Origin of the sequence: Pseudomonas sp. SJZ077 (assembly GCF_007993905.1) — a bacterium.
Lineage (GTDB): Bacteria > Pseudomonadota > Gammaproteobacteria > Pseudomonadales > Pseudomonadaceae > Aquipseudomonas > Aquipseudomonas mandelii.
Genome location: NZ_VIUJ01000019.1, coordinates 79,956 through 101,959, shown reverse-complemented (window position 1 = coordinate 101,959; position 22,004 = coordinate 79,956). Strand labels below are relative to the sequence as shown.

At 60.4% G+C, this 22,004-nt stretch carries 17 protein-coding genes; all 17 read left to right on the top strand.

What is annotated here, in order from left to right:
- The first annotated feature begins 114 nt into the window (after positions 1 to 114).
- The 17 genes from hutC (at position 115) to mdoH (ending at position 21,918) form a co-directional block, all read left to right on the top strand.
- On the top strand, positions 115 to 825 hold the full coding sequence (gene hutC / locus FBY01_RS24675; RefSeq protein WP_154505298.1) for a histidine utilization repressor: 711 nt from the start codon (positions 115 to 117) through the stop codon (positions 823 to 825).
- Positions 822 to 1,391, top strand: coding sequence for a HutD family protein (locus FBY01_RS24670; RefSeq protein WP_145309868.1), 570 nt, complete (start codon positions 822 to 824; stop codon positions 1,389 to 1,391). The genes hutC and FBY01_RS24670 overlap by 4 nt, the downstream gene beginning before the upstream one ends.
- A gap of 397 nt (positions 1,392 to 1,788) precedes the next feature.
- On the top strand, positions 1,789 to 3,477 hold the full coding sequence (gene hutU, locus FBY01_RS24665; protein ID WP_010464525.1) for a urocanate hydratase: 1,689 nt from the start codon (positions 1,789 to 1,791) through the stop codon (positions 3,475 to 3,477).
- Positions 3,478 to 3,588: 111 nt separating this feature from the next.
- On the top strand, positions 3,589 to 5,061 hold the full coding sequence (locus FBY01_RS24660; RefSeq protein ID WP_077747601.1) for a cytosine permease: 1,473 nt from the start codon (positions 3,589 to 3,591) through the stop codon (positions 5,059 to 5,061).
- A 69-nt stretch (positions 5,062 to 5,130) separates the two neighbouring features.
- Positions 5,131 to 6,099 (top strand): ABC transporter substrate-binding protein, encoded by a 969-nt coding sequence (locus FBY01_RS24655; RefSeq protein WP_010464521.1) that lies wholly within the window; start codon positions 5,131 to 5,133, stop codon positions 6,097 to 6,099.
- 70 nt (positions 6,100 to 6,169) lie between these two features.
- On the top strand, positions 6,170 to 7,021 hold the full coding sequence (locus tag FBY01_RS24650) for a proline/glycine betaine ABC transporter permease (protein WP_010464518.1): 852 nt from the start codon (positions 6,170 to 6,172) through the stop codon (positions 7,019 to 7,021).
- The gene (locus FBY01_RS24645; protein WP_145309870.1) at positions 7,018 to 7,848 is read left to right on the top strand and encodes a glycine betaine/L-proline ABC transporter ATP-binding protein; all 831 of its coding nucleotides are present in this window, start codon (positions 7,018 to 7,020) and stop codon (positions 7,846 to 7,848) included. The genes FBY01_RS24650 and FBY01_RS24645 overlap by 4 nt, the downstream gene beginning before the upstream one ends.
- A 167-nt stretch (positions 7,849 to 8,015) precedes the next feature.
- Positions 8,016 to 9,539, top strand: a complete 1,524-nt coding sequence (gene hutH, locus FBY01_RS24640) for a histidine ammonia-lyase (RefSeq protein WP_145309872.1) — start codon at positions 8,016 to 8,018, stop codon at positions 9,537 to 9,539.
- Between the two features lie 120 nt (positions 9,540 to 9,659).
- Positions 9,660 to 11,192, top strand: coding sequence for a histidine ammonia-lyase (gene hutH, locus FBY01_RS24635; protein WP_145309874.1), 1,533 nt, complete (start codon positions 9,660 to 9,662; stop codon positions 11,190 to 11,192).
- 132 nt (positions 11,193 to 11,324) lie between these two features.
- Positions 11,325 to 12,530, top strand: a complete 1,206-nt coding sequence (gene hutI, locus FBY01_RS24630; RefSeq protein WP_102593472.1) for an imidazolonepropionase — start codon at positions 11,325 to 11,327, stop codon at positions 12,528 to 12,530.
- A 10-nt stretch (positions 12,531 to 12,540) separates the two neighbouring features.
- On the top strand, positions 12,541 to 13,344 hold the full coding sequence (gene hutG / locus FBY01_RS24625; protein ID WP_145309877.1) for an N-formylglutamate deformylase: 804 nt from the start codon (positions 12,541 to 12,543) through the stop codon (positions 13,342 to 13,344).
- A 311-nt stretch (positions 13,345 to 13,655) separates the two neighbouring features.
- A complete protein-coding gene (locus FBY01_RS24620) occupies positions 13,656 to 14,612 on the top strand; it encodes a choline ABC transporter substrate-binding protein (RefSeq protein WP_145309879.1) in 957 nt (318 codons plus the stop codon).
- A 208-nt stretch (positions 14,613 to 14,820) separates the two neighbouring features.
- Positions 14,821 to 15,738, top strand: coding sequence for an alpha/beta hydrolase (locus FBY01_RS24615; RefSeq protein WP_145309881.1), 918 nt, complete (start codon positions 14,821 to 14,823; stop codon positions 15,736 to 15,738).
- A gap of 105 nt (positions 15,739 to 15,843) precedes the next feature.
- Positions 15,844 to 16,815 (top strand): prolyl aminopeptidase, encoded by a 972-nt coding sequence (pip, locus tag FBY01_RS24610; protein ID WP_145309883.1) that lies wholly within the window; start codon positions 15,844 to 15,846, stop codon positions 16,813 to 16,815.
- Positions 16,812 to 17,249: a D-aminoacyl-tRNA deacylase gene (dtd, locus tag FBY01_RS24605; RefSeq protein WP_010464499.1), complete on the top strand. Its 438-nt coding sequence runs from the start codon at positions 16,812 to 16,814 to the stop codon at positions 17,247 to 17,249. Before pip ends, dtd begins: the two co-directional genes overlap by 4 nt.
- A gap of 276 nt (positions 17,250 to 17,525) precedes the next feature.
- A complete protein-coding gene (locus tag FBY01_RS24600) occupies positions 17,526 to 19,355 on the top strand; it encodes a glucan biosynthesis protein G (protein WP_145309885.1) in 1,830 nt (609 codons plus the stop codon).
- Positions 19,348 to 21,918 carry a glucans biosynthesis glucosyltransferase MdoH gene (gene mdoH / locus FBY01_RS24595; RefSeq protein WP_145309887.1) on the top strand — a complete coding sequence of 857 codons (2,571 nt, stop codon included), beginning with the start codon at positions 19,348 to 19,350 and terminating at the stop codon, positions 21,916 to 21,918. The genes FBY01_RS24600 and mdoH overlap by 8 nt, the downstream gene beginning before the upstream one ends.
- Positions 21,919 to 22,004 lie beyond the last annotated feature (86 nt).

Below are 22,004 nucleotides of genomic sequence, written 5' to 3'. Positions count from 1 at the left end.
TACATATACAGACGTTTGCCTGCTCGGTAAACTCCGGCAAGCTAGCGACTTCTAACAGACGACCAAGGATTAACCGTGCCGACTCCGCCCCCAGTGTCACCGTTGGCCGCGAACATGGGCGACAGTCCGGCGCCCTTGTACGCCCGCGTCAAACAGATGATCACCCAGCAAATCGACAGTGGAAACTGGCCGCCGCACTACCGCGTTCCGTCGGAAAGCGAGCTGGTCAGCCAACTCGGTTTCAGCCGCATGACCATCAACCGCGCCCTGCGCGAGATGACCGCCGACGGTCTGCTGGTGCGTATGCAAGGTGTCGGCACGTTCGTCGCCGAGCCGAAAAGCCAGTCCGCGCTGTTTGAAGTGCACAACATCGCCGACGAAATCGCCTCCCGTGGCCATCGCCATACCTGCAAGGTGATCACCCTCGAAGAAGAGGCCGCCGGTTCCGAGCGCGCTTTGGCGCTGGACATGCGCGAAGGCCAGCGGGTTTTCCATTCGCTGATCGTGCATTTCGAAAACGACATTCCGGTGCAAATCGAAGACCGTTTCGTCAACGCGCTGGTGGCGCCGGACTACCTCAAGCAGGACTTCACCCTGCAAACGCCTTACGCCTACCTGAACCAGGTCGCGCCGCTGACCGAAGGCGAGCACGTGGTCGAGGCGATTCTGGCCGAGGCCTCAGAGTGCAAATTGCTGCAGATTGAAAAGGGCGAGCCGTGCCTGCTGATTCGTCGCCGCACCTGGTCCGGCCGCCAGCCGGTAACCGCCGCCCGTTTGATCCACCCTGGTTCCCGTCATCGTCTGGAAGGTCGGTTTCATAAATGAATGCAACGAAGGTTCTACGCGCAAAAGATTACCCGCGAATGCCGTGGAAAAACGGCGGTGGCAGCACCGAAGAAATCACCCGCGATGCGGGGACCGGGCTTGACGGCTTCGGCTGGCGCCTGTCGATTGCCGATATCGGCGAGTCCGGCGGATTCTCGACGTTCGCCGGCTATGAGCGGGTGATCACCGTGTTGCAAGGCGACGGTATGACCTTGCGGGTTGACGGCCAGGACACGCCTCCATTGTTACCGTTGGAGCCTTTTGCGTTCAGCGGCGAAAGCCACGTGACCTGCACCTTGCTGGGCGGGCCGATTCGCGACTTCAACCTGATTTATGCGCCCCAGCGTTACTACGCGCGGTTGCAGTGGCTGGCCGGTGAGCAGCAGTTTTTCAGCTCGGCTGGCACCGTGCTCATATTTAGTGTCACTGACGAGCTTGTCGTGAAGGTCGGCAACAGCGCCTCGCAACTCGGTCGCCATGATTGCCTGCAACTCGGTGGTAACACCGGCCTGCTGGAAGTTTCCAGTAACGGCCCGTGCTGTGTGATCGAGCTGACTGCACGCTGATCCAATACCACCACTGATCGTTCCCACGCAGAGCTTGGGAGCGATCAACTGATTCGAAACTGCGCACCACTTTGTTACCGAACGCCCCAGCGTGGCGCAAAACCATGCCCAAGTAACAGCAGTCACCCCCCCTCGCAAAATCCCCCGAAAAATTTCATCGTTGCCAGAACCCTTGATCCAGGCGCGTTCCAGCCCGTTTAAAACTTTTCTTGAACGCCCCTCCAACAAGTTGGCCGCTTGATTGCATATGCTTGTATGTACAAGTAAAGACGTATGCGTATGAGTCGACCGAGACTCCTCGCAACGTCCACTGATTCGCTTGTGGCGCAACAGTGCGCACAGGCTGGCTGACCCACCGCCAGGGTTGGTTTGGATTGATCGCTGAGGAGTCTTTTTCGTGACTGACAATACCCAGAAACCTACTAAATACCGTGATGTTGAAATCCGTGCCGCCCGCGGTAACAAGCTGACCGCCAAGAGCTGGCTGACCGAAGCGCCGCTGCGCATGCTGATGAACAACCTCGACCCTGAAGTTGCCGAGAACCCTAAAGAACTGGTGGTTTACGGTGGTATCGGTCGTGCGGCGCGTAACTGGGAATGCTACGACAAGATCGTCGAAAGCCTGACCAACCTGAATGACGACGAGACCCTGCTGGTGCAATCCGGCAAGCCGGTCGGCGTGTTCAAGACACACACCAATGCTCCGCGCGTGCTGATCGCCAACTCCAACCTGGTGCCACACTGGGCGAGCTGGGAGCACTTCAACGAACTCGACGCCAAAGGCCTGGCCATGTACGGCCAGATGACCGCCGGCAGCTGGATCTACATCGGCAGCCAGGGCATCGTCCAGGGCACTTACGAAACCTTCGTCGAAGCCGGTCGCCAACATTACAACGATGACCTGAAAGGTCGTTGGGTCCTGACCGCAGGCCTTGGCGGCATGGGTGGCGCTCAGCCCCTGGCTGCAACCCTGGCCGGTGCTTGCTCGCTGAACATCGAATGCCAGCAGGTGAGCATCGATTTCCGCCTGAACAGCCGTTATGTCGATGAACAAGCCACCGACCTCGACGACGCGCTGGCCCGCATCGCCAAGTACACCAAGGAAGGCAAGGCGATTTCCATCGCGCTGCTGGGTAACGCGGCAGAAATCCTGCCGGAACTGGTCAAGCGCGGCGTGCGCCCGGACATGGTCACCGACCAGACCAGCGCCCACGACCCGCTCAACGGTTACCTGCCAGCCGGCTGGACCTGGGAAGAGTACCGCGCTCGCGCCAAGACCGAGCCTGCTGCCGTGGTCAAAGCCGCCAAGCAATCGATGGCCGTGCACGTTAAAGCGATGCTCGAATTCCAGAAAATGGGCATTCCGACCTTCGACTACGGCAACAACATCCGTCAGATGGCGCAAGAAGAAGGCGTCGAGAACGCATTCGACTTCCCGGGTTTTGTACCGGCTTACATCCGTCCGCTGTTCTGCCGCGGCATCGGTCCATTCCGTTGGGCTGCACTGTCGGGTAACGCTGAAGACATCTACAAGACCGACGCCAAGGTCAAAGAACTGATCCCGGACGACGCCCACCTGCACAACTGGCTGGACATGGCCCGCGAGCGCATCAGCTTCCAGGGTCTGCCGGCCCGTATCTGCTGGGTTGGCCTGGGCCAGCGCGCCAAGCTGGGTCTGGCGTTCAACGAAATGGTGCGCAGCGGCGAGTTGTCCGCGCCGATCGTGATCGGTCGCGACCACCTGGACTCCGGTTCGGTCGCCAGCCCGAACCGCGAAACCGAATCGATGCAGGATGGCTCCGACGCCGTGTCCGACTGGCCACTGCTCAACGCCCTGCTCAACACCGCGAGCGGCGCGACCTGGGTTTCCCTGCACCACGGCGGCGGCGTCGGCATGGGCTTCTCCCAGCACTCGGGCATGGTGATTGTCTGCGACGGTACTGACGAAGCGGCCGAGCGTATCGCTCGCGTCCTGCACAACGACCCGGCCACCGGTGTCATGCGTCACGCCGATGCCGGTTACCAGATCGCGATCGACTGCGCCAAGGAACAAGGGCTGAACCTGCCGATGATTACCGGCAAATAAACCAGGCTTTGGCCTGATGCAAAACCTGTAGGAGCGAGCGATGCGGCGCCCCGCATCGCTCGCTCCTACAGGGATCACCAACACCGACAAACAATCCACAGAGGTTGAACAATGGCTGTTAATGACGATCGTGCAGGCAGTAAACCGTTGATCGAGACACGTTCGATCGACTACATCCCGGAAGCGGAAAGACACGGTCGTCTGTTAAGCCAGTTCACCCTGTGGATGGGTGCCAACCTGCAGATCACCGCGATTGTCACCGGGGCGCTCGCCGTGGTGCTGGGCGGTGATGTGTTCTGGTCGCTGATCGGTCTGCTGATCGGTCAACTGCTGGGCGGTGGCGTGATGGCGTTGCATGCAGCGCAAGGGCCAAAACTTGGCCTGCCGCAGATGATCTCCAGCCGCGTACAGTTCGGCGTTTATGGTGCGGCCATCCCAATCGTGCTGGTCTGCCTGATGTACCTGGGCTTCACCGCAACGGGAACCGTGCTTTCCGGCCAGGCGCTGGGCCAGTTGTTTGGCGTCAGCGACAGCGTCGGTATCCTCATCTTCGCCAGCGTCATCGTGCTGGTCACGGTACTCGGTTATCGGGTGATCCATTTCATCGGCCGTGTCGCCAGCGTCATCGGCGTGATTGCCTTTGTTTATCTGTTCAGTCGTCTGATGAGCCAGACTGATGTGGGTGCACTCCTGCAAATCCGCCACTTCAGCTGGAGCAGCTTCCTGCTTGCGGTGTCCCTCGCGGCATCCTGGCAGATCGCCTTCGGTCCTTACGTGGCTGACTACTCGCGCTACCTGCCGAGCAAAACTTCCTCGGTGAAAACCTTTTTCGCCGCTGGCGCGGGTTCGGTGATTGGTGCACAGGTGGCGATGATCCTCGGCGTGTTTGCCGCCGCTTCGGCCAACGGACAATTCGCCGGCCACGAAGTGGCCTATATCGTGGGTCTGGGCGGCACCGGTGCCACCGCTGCGCTGCTGTATTTCAGCATCGCGTTCGGCAAGGTCACCATCTCCACGCTGAACTCCTACGGCAGCTTCATGTGCATCGCGACCATCATCAGCGGTTTCCGTGGTCACCTGCAGGTATCGCGCTTGCAACGTCTGGTGTTCGTGCTGTTCATCGTCGGTACCGCCACCCTGATCGCGTTGCTCGGTCAGCACTCGTTCCTCGGTGCGTTCAAGTCCTTCATCCTGTTCCTGCTGGCGTTCTTTACGCCATGGAGTGCGATCAACCTGGTGGACTACTACTGCATCACTCGCGAGCGTTATGACGTGCCGGCGCTGGCCGATCCAAAGGGTCGCTATGGCCGTTGGAACCCACTCGGCATCAGCGTCTATGTCTTCGGTGTGCTGGTACAACTGCCATTCATCGCCACCAAGTTCTATACCGGTCCGCTGGTGGAAACCCTGGGTGGTGTGGATATTTCCTGGATCATCGGTCTGGTGCTTCCCGCAGCCCTGTACTACGTCTGTGCGAAAAAATGGCACGGCTCGGTACCCGATCACCTGATTCTGCCGGTTGAGCAGGACAGCGTTGTACAACAAAAAACAAGTGGGGCTGGTCGCGCTGCGGCGCAGGCCTGATTGGACGTGGACAGGGCTGGATGCCTCTTGACTGCCGTAAGCCAATTCATGATTAGGAGCGTCACTACAATGAAATCGAACAAGACCCTGCTGACCACATTGCTGTCCATGGGCCTGCTCGCCAGCGCCGGCGCCACTCAGGCTGCCGGTTGGTGCGAGTCGGGCAAACCGGTGAAGTTCGCCGGCCTGAACTGGGAAAGCGGCATGCTGCTGACCGACGTGATGCAAATCGTGTTGGAGAAGGGCTACGACTGTAAGACCGACAGCCTGCCGGGCAACTCCATCACCATGGAAAACGCCCTGAGCAGCAACGACATTCAAGTGTTCGCCGAAGAGTGGGTTGGCCGCAGCGAAGTCTGGAACAAGGCCGAGAAGGCCGGCAAGGTTGTCGGTGTCGGCGCTCCGGTCGTTGGCGCAATCGAAGGCTGGTACGTGCCGCGCTACGTGATCGAAGGCGACGCCAAGCGCAAGCTGGAGCCCAAGGCCCCGGACCTGAAAGCAATCGCCGACCTGGGTAAATACGCCGCCGTGTTCAAGGACCAGGAAGAGCCTTCCAAGGGCCGTTTCTACAACTGCCCGGCCGGCTGGACCTGTGAACTCGACAACAGCGAAATGCTGAAAAGCTACGGCCTGGAAAGTACCTACACCAACTTCCGTCCGGGCACCGGCCCGGCGCTGGATGCCGCAGTGCTGTCGAGCTACAAGCGTGGCGAGCCGATCCTGTTCTACTACTGGTCGCCCACCCCGCTGATGGGCCAGGTTGATCTGGTCAAACTCGAAGAGAAACCAGGCGTGAACAAGGAAGTGACCATCAAGGTCGGCCTGTCCAAGACGTTCCACGAGCAAGCCCCGGAACTGGTGGCGGTGCTGGAAAAGGTCAACCTGCCGATCGACCTGCTCAATCAGAACCTCGGGCGCATGGCCAAAGAGCGGATCGAGTCGCCAAAACTGGCCAAGATCTTCTTGAAGGAACATCCTGAAGTCTGGCACGCATGGGTAAGCGAAGACGCAGCCAAGAAAATCGACGCGGCCTTGTAGGTTGGGCCTCTCCGACTGTCGGCAACGGCAGTCGGGTGCTTGATCGCAACCCCTTGATTGAGAGTCTCTTATGTTTCCCGAAAGCTTTACCTTTTCCATCGCCGACTGGGTCAACGGTTGGGTCGATTCGCTGGTCACCAACTACGGCGATGTGTTCCGGCATATCTCCGACACCCTGTTGTGGGCCATCGTCAATCTTGAAGGGTTGCTGCGTGCGGCGCCCTGGTGGCTGATGCTGGCCATCGTGGCGGGCGTTGCCTGGCACGCGACTCGTAAAGTGGTGACCACGGCAGTCATCGTCGGCCTGCTGTTCCTGGTGGGTGCGGTCGGCCTCTGGGACAAGCTAATGCAGACCCTGGCGCTGATGATGGTGGCCACCGTCATTTCGGTGTTGATCGGCATCCCGCTGGGCATTCTCTCGGCACGCAGCAATCGCCTGCGTTCGGTGCTGATGCCGTTGCTGGACATCATGCAGACCATGCCGAGTTTCGTGTACCTGATCCCGGTGCTGATGCTGTTCGGCCTGGGCAAGGTGCCGGCGATTTTCGCTACCGTGATCTACGCTGCGCCACCGCTGATCCGCCTGACCGACCTGGGCATCCGCCAGGTGGACGGTGAAGTGATGGAAGCGATCAACGCCTTTGGTGCCAACCGCTGGCAGCAACTGTTCGGCGTGCAACTGCCGCTGGCCCTGCCGAGCATCATGGCCGGGATCAACCAGACCACCATGATGGCCCTGTCGATGGTGGTGATTGCCTCGATGATTGGCGCCCGTGGCTTGGGTGAAGACGTGTTGGTGGGGATTCAGACCCTCAACGTCGGACGTGGCCTGGAAGCCGGTCTGGCGATCGTGATTCTGGCAGTGGTCATCGACCGCATTACTCAGGCGTATGGTCGGCCACGGCATGAGGTGAGCAAATGAACGACGCAACCGTGAGCAAAATCGAAGTCAAAAACGTCTTCAAGATTTTCGGCAACCGCTCCAAGGACGCGCTGGGCATGATTGGCCAGGGCAAAACCAAGGATCAGGTGCTGGCCGAAACCGGCTGCGTGGTCGGCGTGAACGACTTGTCGTTGAGCATCGGCACCGGCGAGATCTTCGTGATCATGGGCCTGTCGGGTTCCGGCAAATCGACCTTGGTGCGCCACTTCAACCGCCTGATCGACCCCACCAGCGGCGCGATCCTGGTGGACGGCGTGGACATCCTGCAATACGACATGGAAGCCCTGCGCGAATTTCGCCGGCACAAGATCAGCATGGTGTTCCAGAGCTTCGGCCTGCTGCCGCACAAGACCGTGATCGACAATGTCGCCTACGGCCTGAAAGTGCGTGGCGAGAGCAAGCAAATGTGCGCCGAGCGTGCGCTGCACTGGATCAATACCGTGGGCCTGAAAGGCTACGAAAACAAATACCCGCACCAGCTCTCGGGCGGCATGCGTCAGCGTGTTGGCCTGGCCCGCGCCTTGGCGGCAGACACCGACATCATCCTGATGGACGAGGCCTTCAGTGCGCTTGATCCGTTGATCCGCGCGGAGATGCAGGACCAGTTGCTGGAACTGCAAAAGACCCTGCACAAGACCATCGTCTTTATCACCCACGACCTCGATGAGGCCGTGCGCATAGGTAACCGCATCGCGATCCTCAAGGACGGCCGCCTGATTCAGGTGGGCACGCCGAGAGAGATCCTGCATTCGCCGGCGGATGAGTATGTGGACCGGTTCGTCCAGCGTCGGGCGGCGGTGGTTTAAAGGTTTGCGGCGGTTGTGCCGGCCTATTCGCGAGCAAGCCTCGCTCCTACAGGTTTTGTGTCGTTCCTGCATTGGACGGCAAACCTGAATCCTGTAGGAGCGAGGCTTGCCCGCGAAGAGGCCGGTAGAGCTGCAACAATATTCAGGTTTTACGCAAGAGGTCAAAGATGTCCCAGGCTGAAAAAATCGTTATCGCCGACGCCCCGTTGCGTTGGCAGGATGTGGTTGCCGTCGCCCGTCATGGCGCTCAGCTTGAGCTGTCGGCCCAGGCCTGGGCGCGGATCGAGAATGCCCAGGCGATCGTCCAGCGCATCGTCGCCAGCGGCGAGCGTGCGTATGGCGTCAACACGGGCCTGGGTGCGTTGTGCAACGTCTCGCTCAAAGACGAACAACTGAGCCAGTTGTCGCGCAACACCTTGCTCAGCCACGCTTGTGGCGTCGGCGCTCCGCTGGCCGACGAGCAGACCCGTGCAATTCTCTGCGCAGCGATCCTGAATTACAGCCATGGCAAATCCGGCATTCATCGCCGGGTGGTCGAAGCCCTCCTGGCGCTGCTCAATCGCGGCATCACCCCGCAAGTGCCGTCCCAAGGTTCGGTCGGTTACCTAACCCACATGGCGCACATCAGCATCGCGCTGTTGGGTGTCGGCAATGTCAGTTATCGCGGGCAGATCGTTTCCGCCCAGCAAGCCCTGGCCGAAGAAGGTCTGCAACCGGTTCAGTTGGGTGCCAAAGATGGCTTGTGTCTGGTCAACGGCACGCCGTGCATGTCCGGCCTCAGCTGTCTGGCGATTGCCGATGCGACGCGTCTGGTGCAATGGGCCGACGTGATCGGCGCCATGAGCTTCGAAGCCCAGCGTGGCCAGATCGCGGCGTTCGATGCCGAGATCATCGCGCTCAAACCGCATCCGGGCATGCAGCAGGTCGGCATCAATCTGCGAGCGTTGCTGGATGGCAGTGAAGTGATTGCATCGAGCAAAGGCATTCGCACGCAGGATGCGCTGAGCATCCGTTCAATCCCGCAAGTCCACGGTGCTGCACGGGATCAACTGGCGCACGCGATCCGCCAGATCGAAACCGAACTCAACGGTTGCACCGACAACCCGTTGCTGCTGGGTACGCCAGACAACTTCCGTGTCATGTCCCAAGCCAACCCGCATGGCCAATCGGTCGCGCTGGCGGCGGATTTGCTGGCCATCGCCATGGCCGAAATCGGCTCCATCGCCGAGCGTCGCCTGGACCGCCTGATCAACCCGCACGTCAGTGGTCTGCCAGCGTTTTTGGTGGCCAACCCCGGGGTAAATTCCGGGATGATGATCGTCCAGTACGTCGCCGCGTCGCTGTGCGCGGAAAATCGCCAGTTGGCGCAACCGGCCGTGCTCGACAACTACGTCACCTCGGGCTTGCAGGAAGACCACTTGAGCATGGGCACCAACGCGGCGCTGAAGCTGCATCGTGCCTTGGAAAACTGCACGCAGATCCTCGCCATCGAGTACCTGCTGGCGGCCCAGGCGTTTGAATTTCTCAAGGAACAGCGTTTTGGCGCTGGCACCGATGCCGCGTGGCGTCTGCTGCGTGAACGCGTCCCGGCCTATGACCAGGACCGCTGGCTGGCGCCGGACATCGCCGCCGCTGCCGGCGTGTTGAAAGATCCGATTTTGCTGCACAAGGCGTTACCGAACCTCAACTGATTCCTACATCAAACCAGCGTGCCAAGGCGCCAGCCCCCCACGAGGCGGGAAGCGACGGACAACGGACATTTCCGGAGCGTCTGGTTAGTTAACAAAAAGACTCTCAAAAGGAGAATAAAAGTGACTGCGCTAAATTTGATTCCCGGCCAACTGAGCCTTGCCCAACTGCGTGATATCTATCAGCAGCCGGTCAAAATCACCCTCGACAACAGTGCATCAAAGCAGATCGAAGCCAGCGTTGCCTGCGTGGAACAGATCCTCGCCGAGAACCGCACCGCCTACGGCATCAACACCGGTTTTGGCCTGCTGGCTTCGACCCGCATCGCCAGCGAAGACCTGGAAAACCTGCAGCGCTCGCTGGTGCTGTCCCATGCCGCCGGTGTCGGCGAGCCGATCAGCGACGCGCTGGTGCGGTTGGTCATGGTGCTCAAGGTCAACAGCCTGAGCCGTGGTTTCTCCGGCATTCGCCGCGTCGTGATTGACGCGTTGATCGCGCTGATCAACGCCGAGGTTTACCCGCACATTCCATTGAAAGGTTCAGTCGGTGCGTCCGGCGATTTGGCGCCTTTGGCCCACATGTCCCTGGTGTTGCTGGGTGAAGGCAAGGCCCGCTACAAAGGCGAGTGGATGGAAGCGACTGAAGCACTGAAAGTCGCCGGCCTGACGCCGTTGACCCTGGCGGCGAAAGAAGGCCTGGCGCTGCTCAACGGCACTCAGGTGTCGACCGCTTATGCGCTGCGCGGTCTGTTCGAAGGCGAAGATCTGTTCGCCGGTGCCGTGGCGATTGGTGCCCTGACAGTCGAAGCGGTGCTGGGTTCGCGTTCGCCGTTCGACGCACGCATCCACGCCGCCCGTGGCCAGAAAGGCCAGATCGACGCCGCTGCCGCCTACCGTGATCTGCTGGGCGAGCGCAGTGAAGTATCCGACTCGCACCAGAACTGCGAAAAGGTCCAGGACCCGTACTCCCTGCGCTGCCAGCCGCAAGTCATGGGCGCCTGCCTGACTCAGTTCCGTCAGGCGGCCGAAGTGCTGGCCGTCGAAGCCAACGCCGTTTCCGATAACCCTCTGGTCTTCGCCGCTGAAGGCGACGTGATCTCCGGCGGTAACTTCCACGCCGAACCGGTGGCCATGGCCGCTGACAACATGGCCCTGGCCATCGCTGAAATCGGTTCCCTGAGCGAACGTCGCATCTCGCTGATGATGGACAAGCACATGTCGCAACTGCCGCCGTTCCTGGTGGCCAATGGCGGGGTGAACTCCGGTTTCATGATCGCCCAGGTGACTGCGGCGGCACTGGCTAGCGAGAACAAGGCGTTGTCCCATCCGCATTCGGTGGACAGCCTGCCGACTTCCGCGAACCAGGAAGATCACGTATCGATGGCACCGGCTGCCGGCAAGCGCTTGTGGGAAATGGCTGAAAACACGCGCGGTGTGTTGGCGGTGGAATGGTTGGCGGCGGTTCAGGGGCTGGATTTGCGTGAAGGTCTGAAGACTTCGGCGAAGCTGGAAAACGCCCGTGGGATTCTGCGTAAAGAAGTGCCGTTCTATGAGAAGGACCGCTTCTTTGCGCCGGACATCAATGCGGCGACTGAACTGTTGGCCACGCGTTGCCTGAATGAACTGGTGACGGCCAGGCTTTTGCCGAGCCTTTAACCCCCACCCACCGATCGTTCCCACGCTCTGCGTGGGAATGCAGCCCGTGATGCTCCGCGTCACCGGACGCAGAGCGTCCCTAGAGGCATTCCCACGTGGAGCGTGGGAACGATCAAAGACGAGGAACTCGGGATGAAAACTCTCTGGCAACACTGCCACGTCGCAACCATGGCGCAAGGCGTCTACTCGATCATCGAGGATGCGGCCATCGTGACGTCCGGTGCGCACATTGAGTGGGTCGGCCCGCGCAGTGAACTGCCGTCGGGCGAGTACCCCGCCGTCAACGATTTGAAAGGGGCCTGGGTCACCCCGGGCCTGATCGACTGCCACACCCACACGGTGTTCGGCGGTAACCGCAGCGGTGAATTCGAACAGCGCCTGAAAGGTGTCAGCTACGCGGAAATTGCAGCAGCCGGTGGCGGCATCGCCAGCACCGTGCGCGCCACCCGTGCAGCGACCGAAGATGAGCTGTTCGCCAGCGCCGCCAAGCGTCTGAAAAGCCTGATGCGCGACGGCGTGACCACGGTCGAAATGAAATCCGGCTACGGCCTCGACCTGGCCAGTGAACGCAAGATCCTGCGAGTCATCCGTCGTCTCGGCGCCGAACTGCCGGTCAGCGTGCGCAGCACGTGCCTGGCCGCTCATGCGTTGCCACCGGAATATGCGGATCGCGCCGACGACTACATCGATCACATCTGCGCTGAAATGCTCCCGGCCCTGGCCGCCGAAGGGCTGGTGGATGCGGTGGACGCGTTCTGCGAATACCTGGCCTTTTCGCCGGCACAGGTCGAGCGGGTGTTCATCACCGCACAAGAATTGGGTCTGCCGGTGAAGCTGCACGCCGAGCAATTGTCGTCGCTGCACGGTTCGAGCCTGGCGGCGCGTTACCACGCTCTGTCGGCCGATCACCTGGAGTTCATGACCGAAGACGACGCCATCGCCATGGCCAGATCCGGCACCGTCGCGGTGCTGCTACCCGGTGCGTTTTACTTCCTGCGTGAAACCCAGTTGCCACCGATGGATGCCCTGCGCAAACACGGCGTGAAAATCGCCATCGCCAGCGACCTCAACCCCGGCACGTCACCGGCGCTGTCGTTGCGCTTGATGCTGAACATGGCCTGCACCTGTTTCCGCATGACCCCGGAAGAAGCCTTGGCGGGCGCGACCATTCATGCCGCCACCGCGCTGGGCATGGCTGACACTCACGGTTCGCTGGAAGCCGGCAAGGTCGCGGATTTCGTCGCCTGGCAAATCGATCGTCCCGCCGATCTGTCGTACTGGCTGGGCGGTGACCTGGAAAAACGCGTCGTGCGTCACGGCGTCGAAACGAGCGTTTAGGAGAGCAGTTGTGGATAAGGTTCTGAACTTCAAACAAGGTCGCGTGCCGCTGCTGATCAGCATGCCCCACGCCGGCCTGCGCCTGACTCCGGCGGTGGAAGCCGGGTTGATCCCCGATGCGCGCAGCCTGCCGGACACGGACTGGCACATTCCCCAACTTTATGAGTTCGCTGCCGAACTGGGCGCCAGTACATTGGCTGCCGAGTACTCGCGCTTCGTCATCGACTTGAACCGTCCGTCTGACGACAAGCCGCTGTATGTCGGCGCCACCACCGGTCTGTATCCGGCGACGCTGTTCGACGGTATTCCGTTGTTCCGTGAAGGGATGGAACCGTCGGCGGCGGAACGAGCGACGTATCTGGAGCAGGTGTGGACGCCGTATCACACCACCCTGCAGAACGAACTGGCGCGACTCAAAGCCGAGTTCGGCTACGCGCTGCTGTTCGATGCGCATTCGATCCGCTCGATCATCCCGCACCTGTTCGACGGCAAGCTGCCGGACTTCAACCTCGGCACCTTCAATGACGCCAGTTGCGATCCACAATTGGCCACTCAGCTGGAAGCGATCTGCGCCAGGCACACCGATTACAGCCACGTGCTGAACGGTCGCTTCAAGGGCGGCCACATCACCCGGCATTACGGCAACCCGGCCGAAAACATCCATGCGGTGCAACTGGAGCTAGGGCAGTGCACGTACATGGAAGAGTTTGAGCCGTTTCGCTATCGCCCGGACCTGGCGGCGCCGACGCAGGTTGTGCTCAAGGAATTGCTGCAAGGCCTGCTGGCCTGGGGCCAAAAGCACTACAACGCATAACCCTGTGGGAGCGCGCTTTTGTGGCGAGGGCGCTTGCTCCCGCTCGGCGGCGAAGCCGTCGTAAACCCGGCGAGTCGGGTGTATCTGATAACACTCGGTTGAATGGGTTGGGGACTGCTTCGCAACTCAGCGGGAGCAAGCTCCCTCGCCACAGGGTGGGGTTGGTCTCGCTACCTGAGCGGAACGGTCGCCACCGTGCAAATCTCGGTCGCTACAGTTCGCTTTTACCCTCTCGACGCTGCGTAATGTGCTGGTCACGGTGCAAGAAGACACCGGCCCTCGCAATAATCTGCCGCACGAGAACGCTCTCTATGACAAGCACCAAAGGTTTGTTCACCCGCTGTCTCTCAATCCTCTGCGGCACCGCTCTTCTGAGCACTAGCGTCCTGGCCAGTGACGACGCGTCCTGCAAGGCCGTGCGCATGGGCGTGGTCAACTGGACCGACGTGATCGCCACCAGCGGCATGGCTGACGTATTGCTCAACGGACTCGGCTACGAAAGCAAGCAAACCAGCGCCGTGCAGCAAATCATCTTTGCCGGCATCCGCGACAAACGCCTCGATATCTTCCTCGGTTACTGGAAACCGGCGATGGACAAGAACATCGCGCCGTTCCTTGATGCCAAACAAGTGAAGGTCCTGGATAAGCCGAGCCTGGCCGACGCGCAGGCAACGCTCGCGGTGCCTCAGTACGTTGCGGACGCCGGGCTGAAAACCTTCGCCGACATCGCCAAGTTCAAAGACAAGCTCGGCGGCAAGATCTATGGCATCGAGCCCGGCAGTGGCGCCAACACCACGATCAAAACCATGATCGAGACCAATCACTTCGGCTTGAAAGACTTCAAACTGATCGAGTCCGGTGAGGCCGGCATGCTCGCGGCCGTTCAGCGGGCGGTGAACCGTAAGGAGTTCGTGGTGTTCGTCGGTTGGACCCCGCACCCGATGAACATCAACATGAAAATCGCCTACCTGACCGGCAGCGAAGACGTTTATGGCCCCAACGAAGGCGCAGCGACGGTCTCGACTGTGACGTCCCCGGACTATGCCGAACGTTGCCCGAACGTGAACCGTTTGCTGGAGAACCTGACTTTCACCGCCGCCCAGGAAAGCCAGTTGATGGTGCCGATCATGGAGCGCAAGACGCCTCAGGACGTTGCCCGGCAATGGCTGCGTGATCATCCGGAGGATCTGCAGCGTTGGTTGGTGGGTGTCAGCAGTTTTGATGGCAAGGATGGCTTAGCCACCGTACAAGCCAACCTGAAAAACTGATCACCTTTCCTTCGGCAAGTGCTGTCCTGTGGCGAGGGAGCTTGCTCCCGCTCGGCGGCGAAGCCGTCGTAAACCCGGCTGCTCGGGTGTATCTGATAAAACCCGATTGAATGGTTTGGGGGCTGCGGTGCAGCCCAGCGGGAGCAAGCTCCCTCGCCACAGAACCGGGTTCCCATTCCAAATCGCTGAACTAACTGGCACCAGACTTATGGCCTCTTATCCCTTATCTGAACAGATGACGGCGTTCGTCGAAAAAACCGTCAGCTTCAACAGCACCGACAGTAGCCTCGACGGTTTGCGTCAGGCCTATAGCGCGATGTGCCGGGCGTTCACTCCGCCACGTCCCGCCGGGCTCTACGTGGTCGATTTCGAGTTGGCCGGTGTGTCGGTGCGATCCTATCAACCGCCGGTTTCACCTCCGACCGGCGGTGGACCGTGCATCGTGTATCTGCATGGCGGTGGTTGGGTGGTAGGGGATCTGGAATCCCACGATTTCATCTGCGCCGAACTGGCGTCGACACTCGGCGTACTGGTGATCGCGGTCGATTACCGATTGGCGCCGGAACATCCTTTTCCGGCGGCGTTCAATGATTGCCTGGGTGTCTGGCGCGCGCTGCGAAGCGGACCTTTTCGGCTTGATCCCGGACGAACGCTGGTGGCGGGGGACAGTGCCGGTGGCAATCTGGCTGCGGCGTTGTGTCTGGCGCTGCGGGATGCGGGCGAGCCGGTCCCGGCGGCGCAGGTTTTGATCTATCCGGGGCTGGGCGGTGATCGCTCGTTGCCGTCGCGTAGCGAATGCATCGACGCGCCATTGCTCGCCAGCAGTGATGTGGATTGTTATCACGCCCTGTACTTGCGCGGCACCCGACAGCCGGGCGCCTATGCGATGCCGTTGCTCGCCGGACACTTCGGCGGGCTGCCGCCGGCATTGATTGCCGTGGCGCAATTCGACCCGCTGCGCGATGACGGCGTGCTCTATGCCGAGCATCTCCAGGCCGCGGGTGTGCCCACCACGTTTTACTATGGAGAAGGGCTGGTTCATGGCTGTTTGCGGGCCCGGGGCCAGGTCGCCGAGGTCGACTTGCTGTATGAAACGCTGCTCGGGTTTTTGGCTGACAGGTTATGACGCTGCAAGGGGCATGCTCATTGGCGTAATTCGGGTTTATGATGCCGGACGGCAGAATAATAGAAGTCCCCCCAGGGATGACCTCGACCCCTTACGGAGCGCGCAATGCAGACTTTGTACCCGCAGATCAAACCCCACGCCCGGCACGATCTGGCCGTCGATGAAATTCACACCCTGTATGTCGACGAAAGCGGTTCACCGGAAGGTTTGCCGGTGGTGTTCATCCACGGCGGCCCCGGTGCCGGGTGTGATGCCCAGAGTCGACGGTACTTCGATCCGAACATGTACCGCATCGTGACCTTCGACCAGCGCGGTTGCGGGCGCTCCACGCCCCACGCCAGTCTTGAAAACAACACCACCTGGGATCTGGTCGCCGACCTTGAGCGCATTCGCAAACACCTGGGCATCGAAAAATGGGTGCTGTTTGGCGGCTCTTGGGGCTCGACCCTGGCGCTGGCCTACGCGCAAACCCACCCGGAGCGTGTACACGGTCTGATCCTGCGCGGGATTTTTCTCTGCCGGCCGCAGGAAATCGAGTGGTTCTACCAGTGTGGCGCCAGCCGTCTGTTCCCCGATTACTGGCAGGACTATGTCGCGCCGATTCCATTGGATGAGCGCGGCGACCTGCTCAGCGCTTTCCACAAGCGCCTGACCGGCAACGATCAGATCGCCCAGATGCATGCGGCCAAGGCCTGGTCCACCTGGGAAGGCCGGACCGCGACCTTGCGTCCGAATCCGCTGGTGGTCGATCGCTTCTCCGAGCCGCAGCGCGCATTGTCCATCGCACGTATCGAATGTCACTACTTCACCAACAATGCCTTCCTCGAGCCGAACCAGCTGATTCGCGACATGGGCAAGATCGCCCATTTGCCTGGCGTGATCGTCCACGGTCGTTATGACGTGATCTGCCCACTGGACAACGCCTGGGAACTGCATCAAGCCTGGCCGAACAGTGAACTCCAGGTGATTCGCGACGCCGGCCACGCCGCGTCCGAGCCGGGCATCACCGATGCACTGGTGCGTGCCGCCGGGCAGATGGCTCGCCGCTTGCTCGACCTGCCGCCCGAAGAAGCATGAAAGGCCTGCTGCAACGCGTGCATGGCGCGCGAGTCGAGGTAGCGGGGGAAGTGGTGGGGGCGGTCGATCAGGGGTTGTTGGTGCTGGTGGCGGTGGAGCCCGAGGATACTCGTGCCAGCGCCGACAAACTTCTGCATAAACTGCTTAACTATCGAGTATTCAGTGACGCCGAGGGCAAGATGAATCTGTCTTTGGCGGATGTAGGCGGCGGGTTGCTGCTGGTCTCGCAGTTCACCCTGGCCGCAGACACCAAGAGCGGGTTGCGCCCGAGTTTTTCGACCGCTGCCCCTCCGGCCCTGGGCGAGGAGCTTTTCGACTATTTATTAAGCAAAGCGAAACAGGTGCATGGCACTGTGGCATCAGGTAGATTCGGCGCGGACATGCAGGTGCACCTGGTCAACGATGGCCCGGTCACTTTCCTGTTACAGACGTGAAAGCACTTAAAACATGTTTTTCAGGGCTTTTCGACTGAAAACAGGGGTTTTTCGCGATAAATACTTTGTTACCCCTGATGCGTTGTAACGCGGCCTACTAGATAATCGCGCGCTACGGGGATCAGCGTTCGTTGGTCCATTTTGACTTAGGTAGAGACTTGTCCGAGACCTGTTGGGGAATCATTTAGCCCCATAGGAGTCGGAACAATGCTCGCCAACCTGGCATATAGATAGCTGGCCGTTGGTTTTTTGATCTGTTTTCGGCGAGGGTTGCTCGTGATTGTTACTCCCTGTAATGCACCAAAATTGACTGCCAAACGGTTCCGAAGCGCTCTGGTAGCGGGCTCTGCACTGCTCTGCTTGCTCAGCGCCGGCCAGATCTGGGCATTCAATCTGGAGGATGTATCGGTCAAGGCGAAAGAGCTGGCCGGACAAAAATACGAAGCCCCGCGCAGTAACCTGCCGAACGAATTCCGCGAAATGAAATTCGCGGACTATCAAAAAATTCGTTTCCGCACTGAAAAAGCCGAGTGGGCCGATCAGAAAACCCCGTTCAAGCTTTCGTTCTATCACCAGGGCATGCACTTCGACACGCCGGTGAAAATCAACGAAATCACGGCTAACACCGTCGAAGAGATCAAATACGACCCAACTCGTTTCGATTTCGGCGATGTGAAGTTCGATCCTAAAGCTACCGAACAACTGGGTTATGCCGGTTTCCGAGTGCTTTACCCGATCAACAAGGCCGACAAGCAAGACGAAATCATGACCATGCTCGGCGCGAGCTACTTCCGCGTTGTCGGCAAGGGTCACACCTATGGCTTGTCCGCTCGCGGCATGGCCATCGATACCGCATTACCGTCCGGCGAAGAATTCCCGCGCTTCACCGAATTCTGGATTCAACGGCCAAAACCGGGTGACAAACACTTGGTGATCTTCGCGCTGCTGGATTCGCCACGCGCTACCGGTGCTTATCGTCTGATCCTGCGTCCTGGCAGCGACACCATTGTCGACGTCAAGGCCCGCATGTTCCTGCGTGACAAGGTCACCAAGCTTGGCGTTGCGCCGCTGACCAGCATGTTCCTGTTCGGCGCCAACCAGCCGTCGAAAGTGCTGAACTACCGTCGTGAACTGCACGATTCCAGCGGTCTGTCGATTCATGCCGGCAACGGCGAATGGATCTGGCGTCCACTGAACAATCCAAAACACCTGGCCGTGAGCAACTACTCGATCGAAAACCCGCGTGGTTTCGGCTTGCTGCAACGTGGCCGCGACTTTAGCCACTACGAAGACCTCGACGACCGCTACGACAAGCGCCCAAGTGCCTGGATCGAACCAAAAGGCGATTGGGGCAAGGGTTCCGTCGATCTGGTAGAGATTCCGACTGCCGACGAAACCAACGACAATATCGTTGCGTTCTGGAGCCCGGAAAAACTGCCTGAGCCTGGTCAGCCGCTGGACGTCGCCTATCGCATGCACTGGACCATCGACGAAGCTGCACTTCACGCACCGGACAGTGCCTGGGTTCAACAGACCCTGCGTTCCACGGGTGACGTGAAACAGTCCAACCTGATCCGTCAGCCGGATGGCAGCGTTGCCTATCTGGTGGACTTCGAAGGTCCGTCCCTGGCAGCACTGCCGGAAACTGCGGACGTTCGCAGCCAGGTCAGCGTGGGCGACAATGCCGAGCTGGTCGAAAACAGCGTGCGTTACAACCCTGAAACCAAGGGCTGGCGCCTGACCCTACGGATGAAAATCAAGGATCCGGGCAAGCCTACCGAGATGCGTGCGGCACTGGTCGAGAACATCGTGCCGGGCGACCTCTCCAAGAACTCGCTGCCAGTCTCCAACTCTTCGGTTGCCAAGGCCGATAAAGTGGCCGCCAAGCAACAAGAGAAGGCGGACAAGGAAGCCAAGGACGCCAAGCAAGCCGAAGCCAAGCAGGCTGACGCCAAGCCAGTTGCCGATACCAAGGAAAAGGACAAGGACAACAAAGACGCCAAGCAGCCTGTTGCTGCGGACGCGGCCCCAGCCACACCGGAATCGGCAGCGACGGAAGAAGTCCTGACCGAGACCTGGAGCTACCAGTTGCCTGCCGATGAGTAATTCTCAACTACAGCCAGAGACTCTTGCCGAGTATCTGGCGCATCTACCGATGACCGACCAGCAGCGCGCGGAACTCGCGGGCTGCCAGTCCTTCAGCGAATTGCACCAACGCCTGTCGTCTTCGACGTTCGACGCTCCGACCGAGGCTGCCCAAGCCTCGGTGGGCCGTCGCCTGACCCTGAGCACTGCTGAAGAACTGGAAGAAGCGGAAATGCTGGCGGTCGACGCCAGTGGTCGGGTTTGCCTCAAGGCCACCCCGCCGATCCGTCGGACCAAAGTCGTGCCGGAGCCGTGGCGCACCAACATTTTGGTGCGTGGCTGGCGGCGCCTGACCGGTCGCACCAATCCCCCGGCCCCGCCGAAGGACGAGAACGTGCTGCCGGCGGCTCGCTGGCGCACCGTCGGTTCGATCCGCCGTTACATTCTGCTGGTCCTGATGCTTGGCCAGACCATCGTCGCCGGCTGGTACATGAAAGGCATCATGCCGTACCAGGGCTGGTCGTTCGTCGACCTGAACGAGGTTCTGCACCAACCGATCCTGAAAACCGTCACGCAAGTGCTGCCGTATGCGCTGCAAACCAGCATTCTGATTCTGTTCGGGATTCTGTTCTGCTGGGTGTCGGCCGGTTTCTGGACGGCGCTGATGGGCTTCCTCGAATTGCTCACTGGCCACGACAAATACCGGATCTCCGGTAAAAGTGCTGGCAACGAGCCAATTGCCAAGGACGCGCGCACTGCACTGGTGATGCCGATCTGCAACGAAGACGTGCCACGGGTGTTTGCCGGTTTGCGCGCGACCTTCGAGTCGGTTGCAGCCACGGGTGACCTGGATCGCTTCGACTTCTTCGTCCTCAGTGACAGTAATGACGCGGACATCTGCGTGGCCGAGCAGCAAGCCTGGCTGGACGTCTGCCGTGAAGCCAAGGGTTTCGGCAAGATTTTCTATCGCCGTCGTCGCCGTCGTGTGAAACGTAAAAGCGGCAACCTCGACGACTTCTGCCGTCGCTGGGGCGGCGACTACAAGTACATGGTCGTGCTCGACGCGGACTCCGTGATGAGCGGTGACTGCCTGACCAGCCTGGTGCGCTTGATGGAAGCCACGCCGGACGCCGGTATCATCCAGACCGCGCCGCGTGCGTCGGGCATGGACACCCTTTATGCGCGTATGCAGCAGTTCGCTACCCGCGTGTACGGTCCGTTGTTCACCGCCGGCCTGCACTTCTGGCAGTTGGGTGAATCCCACTACTGGGGCCACAACGCGATCATCCGCATGAAGCCGTTCATCGAGCACTGCGCCTTGGCGCCGTTGCCGGGTAAAGGTGCTTTTGCCGGTGCGATTCTGTCCCACGACTTCGTCGAAGCTGCGCTGATGCGCCGTGCCGGCTGGGGCGTGTGGATTGCCTACGATTTGCCGGGCAGCTACGAAGAACTGCCGCCGAACCTGCTGGACGAACTCAAGCGTGACCGTCGCTGGTGCCACGGTAACCTGATGAACTTCCGCCTGTTCCTGGTCAAGGGCATGCACCCGGTGCACCGTGCGGTATTCCTGACCGGCGTGATGTCTTACCTGTCGGCGCCGTTATGGTTCTTCTTCCTGGTGTTGTCGACGGCGCTGCTGGCTGTCAACACCTTGATGGAACCGCAGTACTTCCTTGAGCCGCGTCAGCTCTATCCGCTGTGGCCGCAATGGCACCCGGACAAAGCAATTGCGCTGTTCTCGACGACGATTGTGCTGTTGTTCCTGCCGAAGCTGTTGAGCATCATCCTGATCTGGGCCAAGGGCGCGAAAGAGTTCGGTGGCAAGTTCAAGGTGACCTTGTCGATGCTGCTGGAGATGCTGTTCTCCATGCTGCTGGCGCCGGTGCGGATGATTTTCCACACCCGTTTCGTCCTCGCCGCGTTCCTCGGCTGGGCCGCGACCTGGAATTCGCCACAACGTGACGATGACTCCACGCCATGGAGCGAAGCGGTCAAGCGCCACGGTCCGCAAACCTTGCTGGGCTTCTTCTGGGCCCTGCTGGTGGTCTGGCTGAACCCGAGCTTCCTGTGGTGGCTGGTGCCGATCGTCGGTTCGTTGATGCTGTCGATCCCGGTGTCGGTGATCTCCAGCCGTGTCGGCCTGGGCCTAAAGTCCCGTGACGAGAGCCTGTTCCTGATCCCTGAGGAATACAATCCGCCGCAGGCGTTGCTGGCAACCGATCAGTACACCCACGAAAACCGTTGGCATGCACTGAGCGACGGTTTCATCCGTGCGGTGGTCGATCCACAGCAGAACGCCTTGGCGTGCTCGCTGGCGACCTCGCGTCACGGTCAGGCCGAGCCGATCGAATGGTTGCGCATCGAGCGGGTGCGTCACGCCTTGAAAGTCGGGCCTGACGGCCTGAACAACAATGAGCGTGTGCAATTGCTGAGCGACCCGGTGGCATTGGCTCGCTTGCATGAGCAGATCTGGAATGAAGGCCATCCCGAGTGGCTGGCAGCCTGGCGCAAATCGGTGAAAGCCGATCCCCATGCGCCGCTGCTACCGCTCAAACCACTGAGTGCGCAGCCTCAGTTGGCCTGACGAGAAACCCCGCGAAAGCGGGGTTTTTTTTGCGCTGATGATCGTTCCCACACAGAGCGTGTGAACGATCAGCGTTAGAGCAACAA

What these genes read in the sequence shown, in the direction of transcription:
- pip (WP_145309883.1), top strand. Translation starts at nt 15,844, where the DNA reads ATGCAGACTTTGTACCCGCAGATCAAACCCCACGCCCGGCACGATCTG.
- mdoH (WP_145309887.1), top strand. Translation starts at nt 19,348, where the DNA reads ATGAGTAATTCTCAACTACAGCCAGAGACTCTTGCCGAGTATCTGGCG.
- FBY01_RS24650 (WP_010464518.1), top strand. Translation starts at nt 6,170, where the DNA reads ATGTTTCCCGAAAGCTTTACCTTTTCCATCGCCGACTGGGTCAACGGT.
- FBY01_RS24620 (WP_145309879.1), top strand. Translation starts at nt 13,656, where the DNA reads ATGACAAGCACCAAAGGTTTGTTCACCCGCTGTCTCTCAATCCTCTGC.
- FBY01_RS24655 (WP_010464521.1), top strand. Translation starts at nt 5,131, where the DNA reads ATGAAATCGAACAAGACCCTGCTGACCACATTGCTGTCCATGGGCCTG.
- FBY01_RS24615 (WP_145309881.1), top strand. Translation starts at nt 14,821, where the DNA reads ATGGCCTCTTATCCCTTATCTGAACAGATGACGGCGTTCGTCGAAAAA.
- FBY01_RS24660 (WP_077747601.1), top strand. Translation starts at nt 3,589, where the DNA reads ATGGCTGTTAATGACGATCGTGCAGGCAGTAAACCGTTGATCGAGACA.
- FBY01_RS24670 (WP_145309868.1), top strand. Translation starts at nt 822, where the DNA reads ATGAATGCAACGAAGGTTCTACGCGCAAAAGATTACCCGCGAATGCCG.
- hutH (WP_145309872.1), top strand. Translation starts at nt 8,016, where the DNA reads ATGTCCCAGGCTGAAAAAATCGTTATCGCCGACGCCCCGTTGCGTTGG.
- hutI (WP_102593472.1), top strand. Translation starts at nt 11,325, where the DNA reads ATGAAAACTCTCTGGCAACACTGCCACGTCGCAACCATGGCGCAAGGC.
- FBY01_RS24645 (WP_145309870.1), top strand. Translation starts at nt 7,018, where the DNA reads ATGAACGACGCAACCGTGAGCAAAATCGAAGTCAAAAACGTCTTCAAG.
- hutC (WP_154505298.1), top strand. Translation starts at nt 115, where the DNA reads ATGGGCGACAGTCCGGCGCCCTTGTACGCCCGCGTCAAACAGATGATC.
- dtd (WP_010464499.1), top strand. Translation starts at nt 16,812, where the DNA reads ATGAAAGGCCTGCTGCAACGCGTGCATGGCGCGCGAGTCGAGGTAGCG.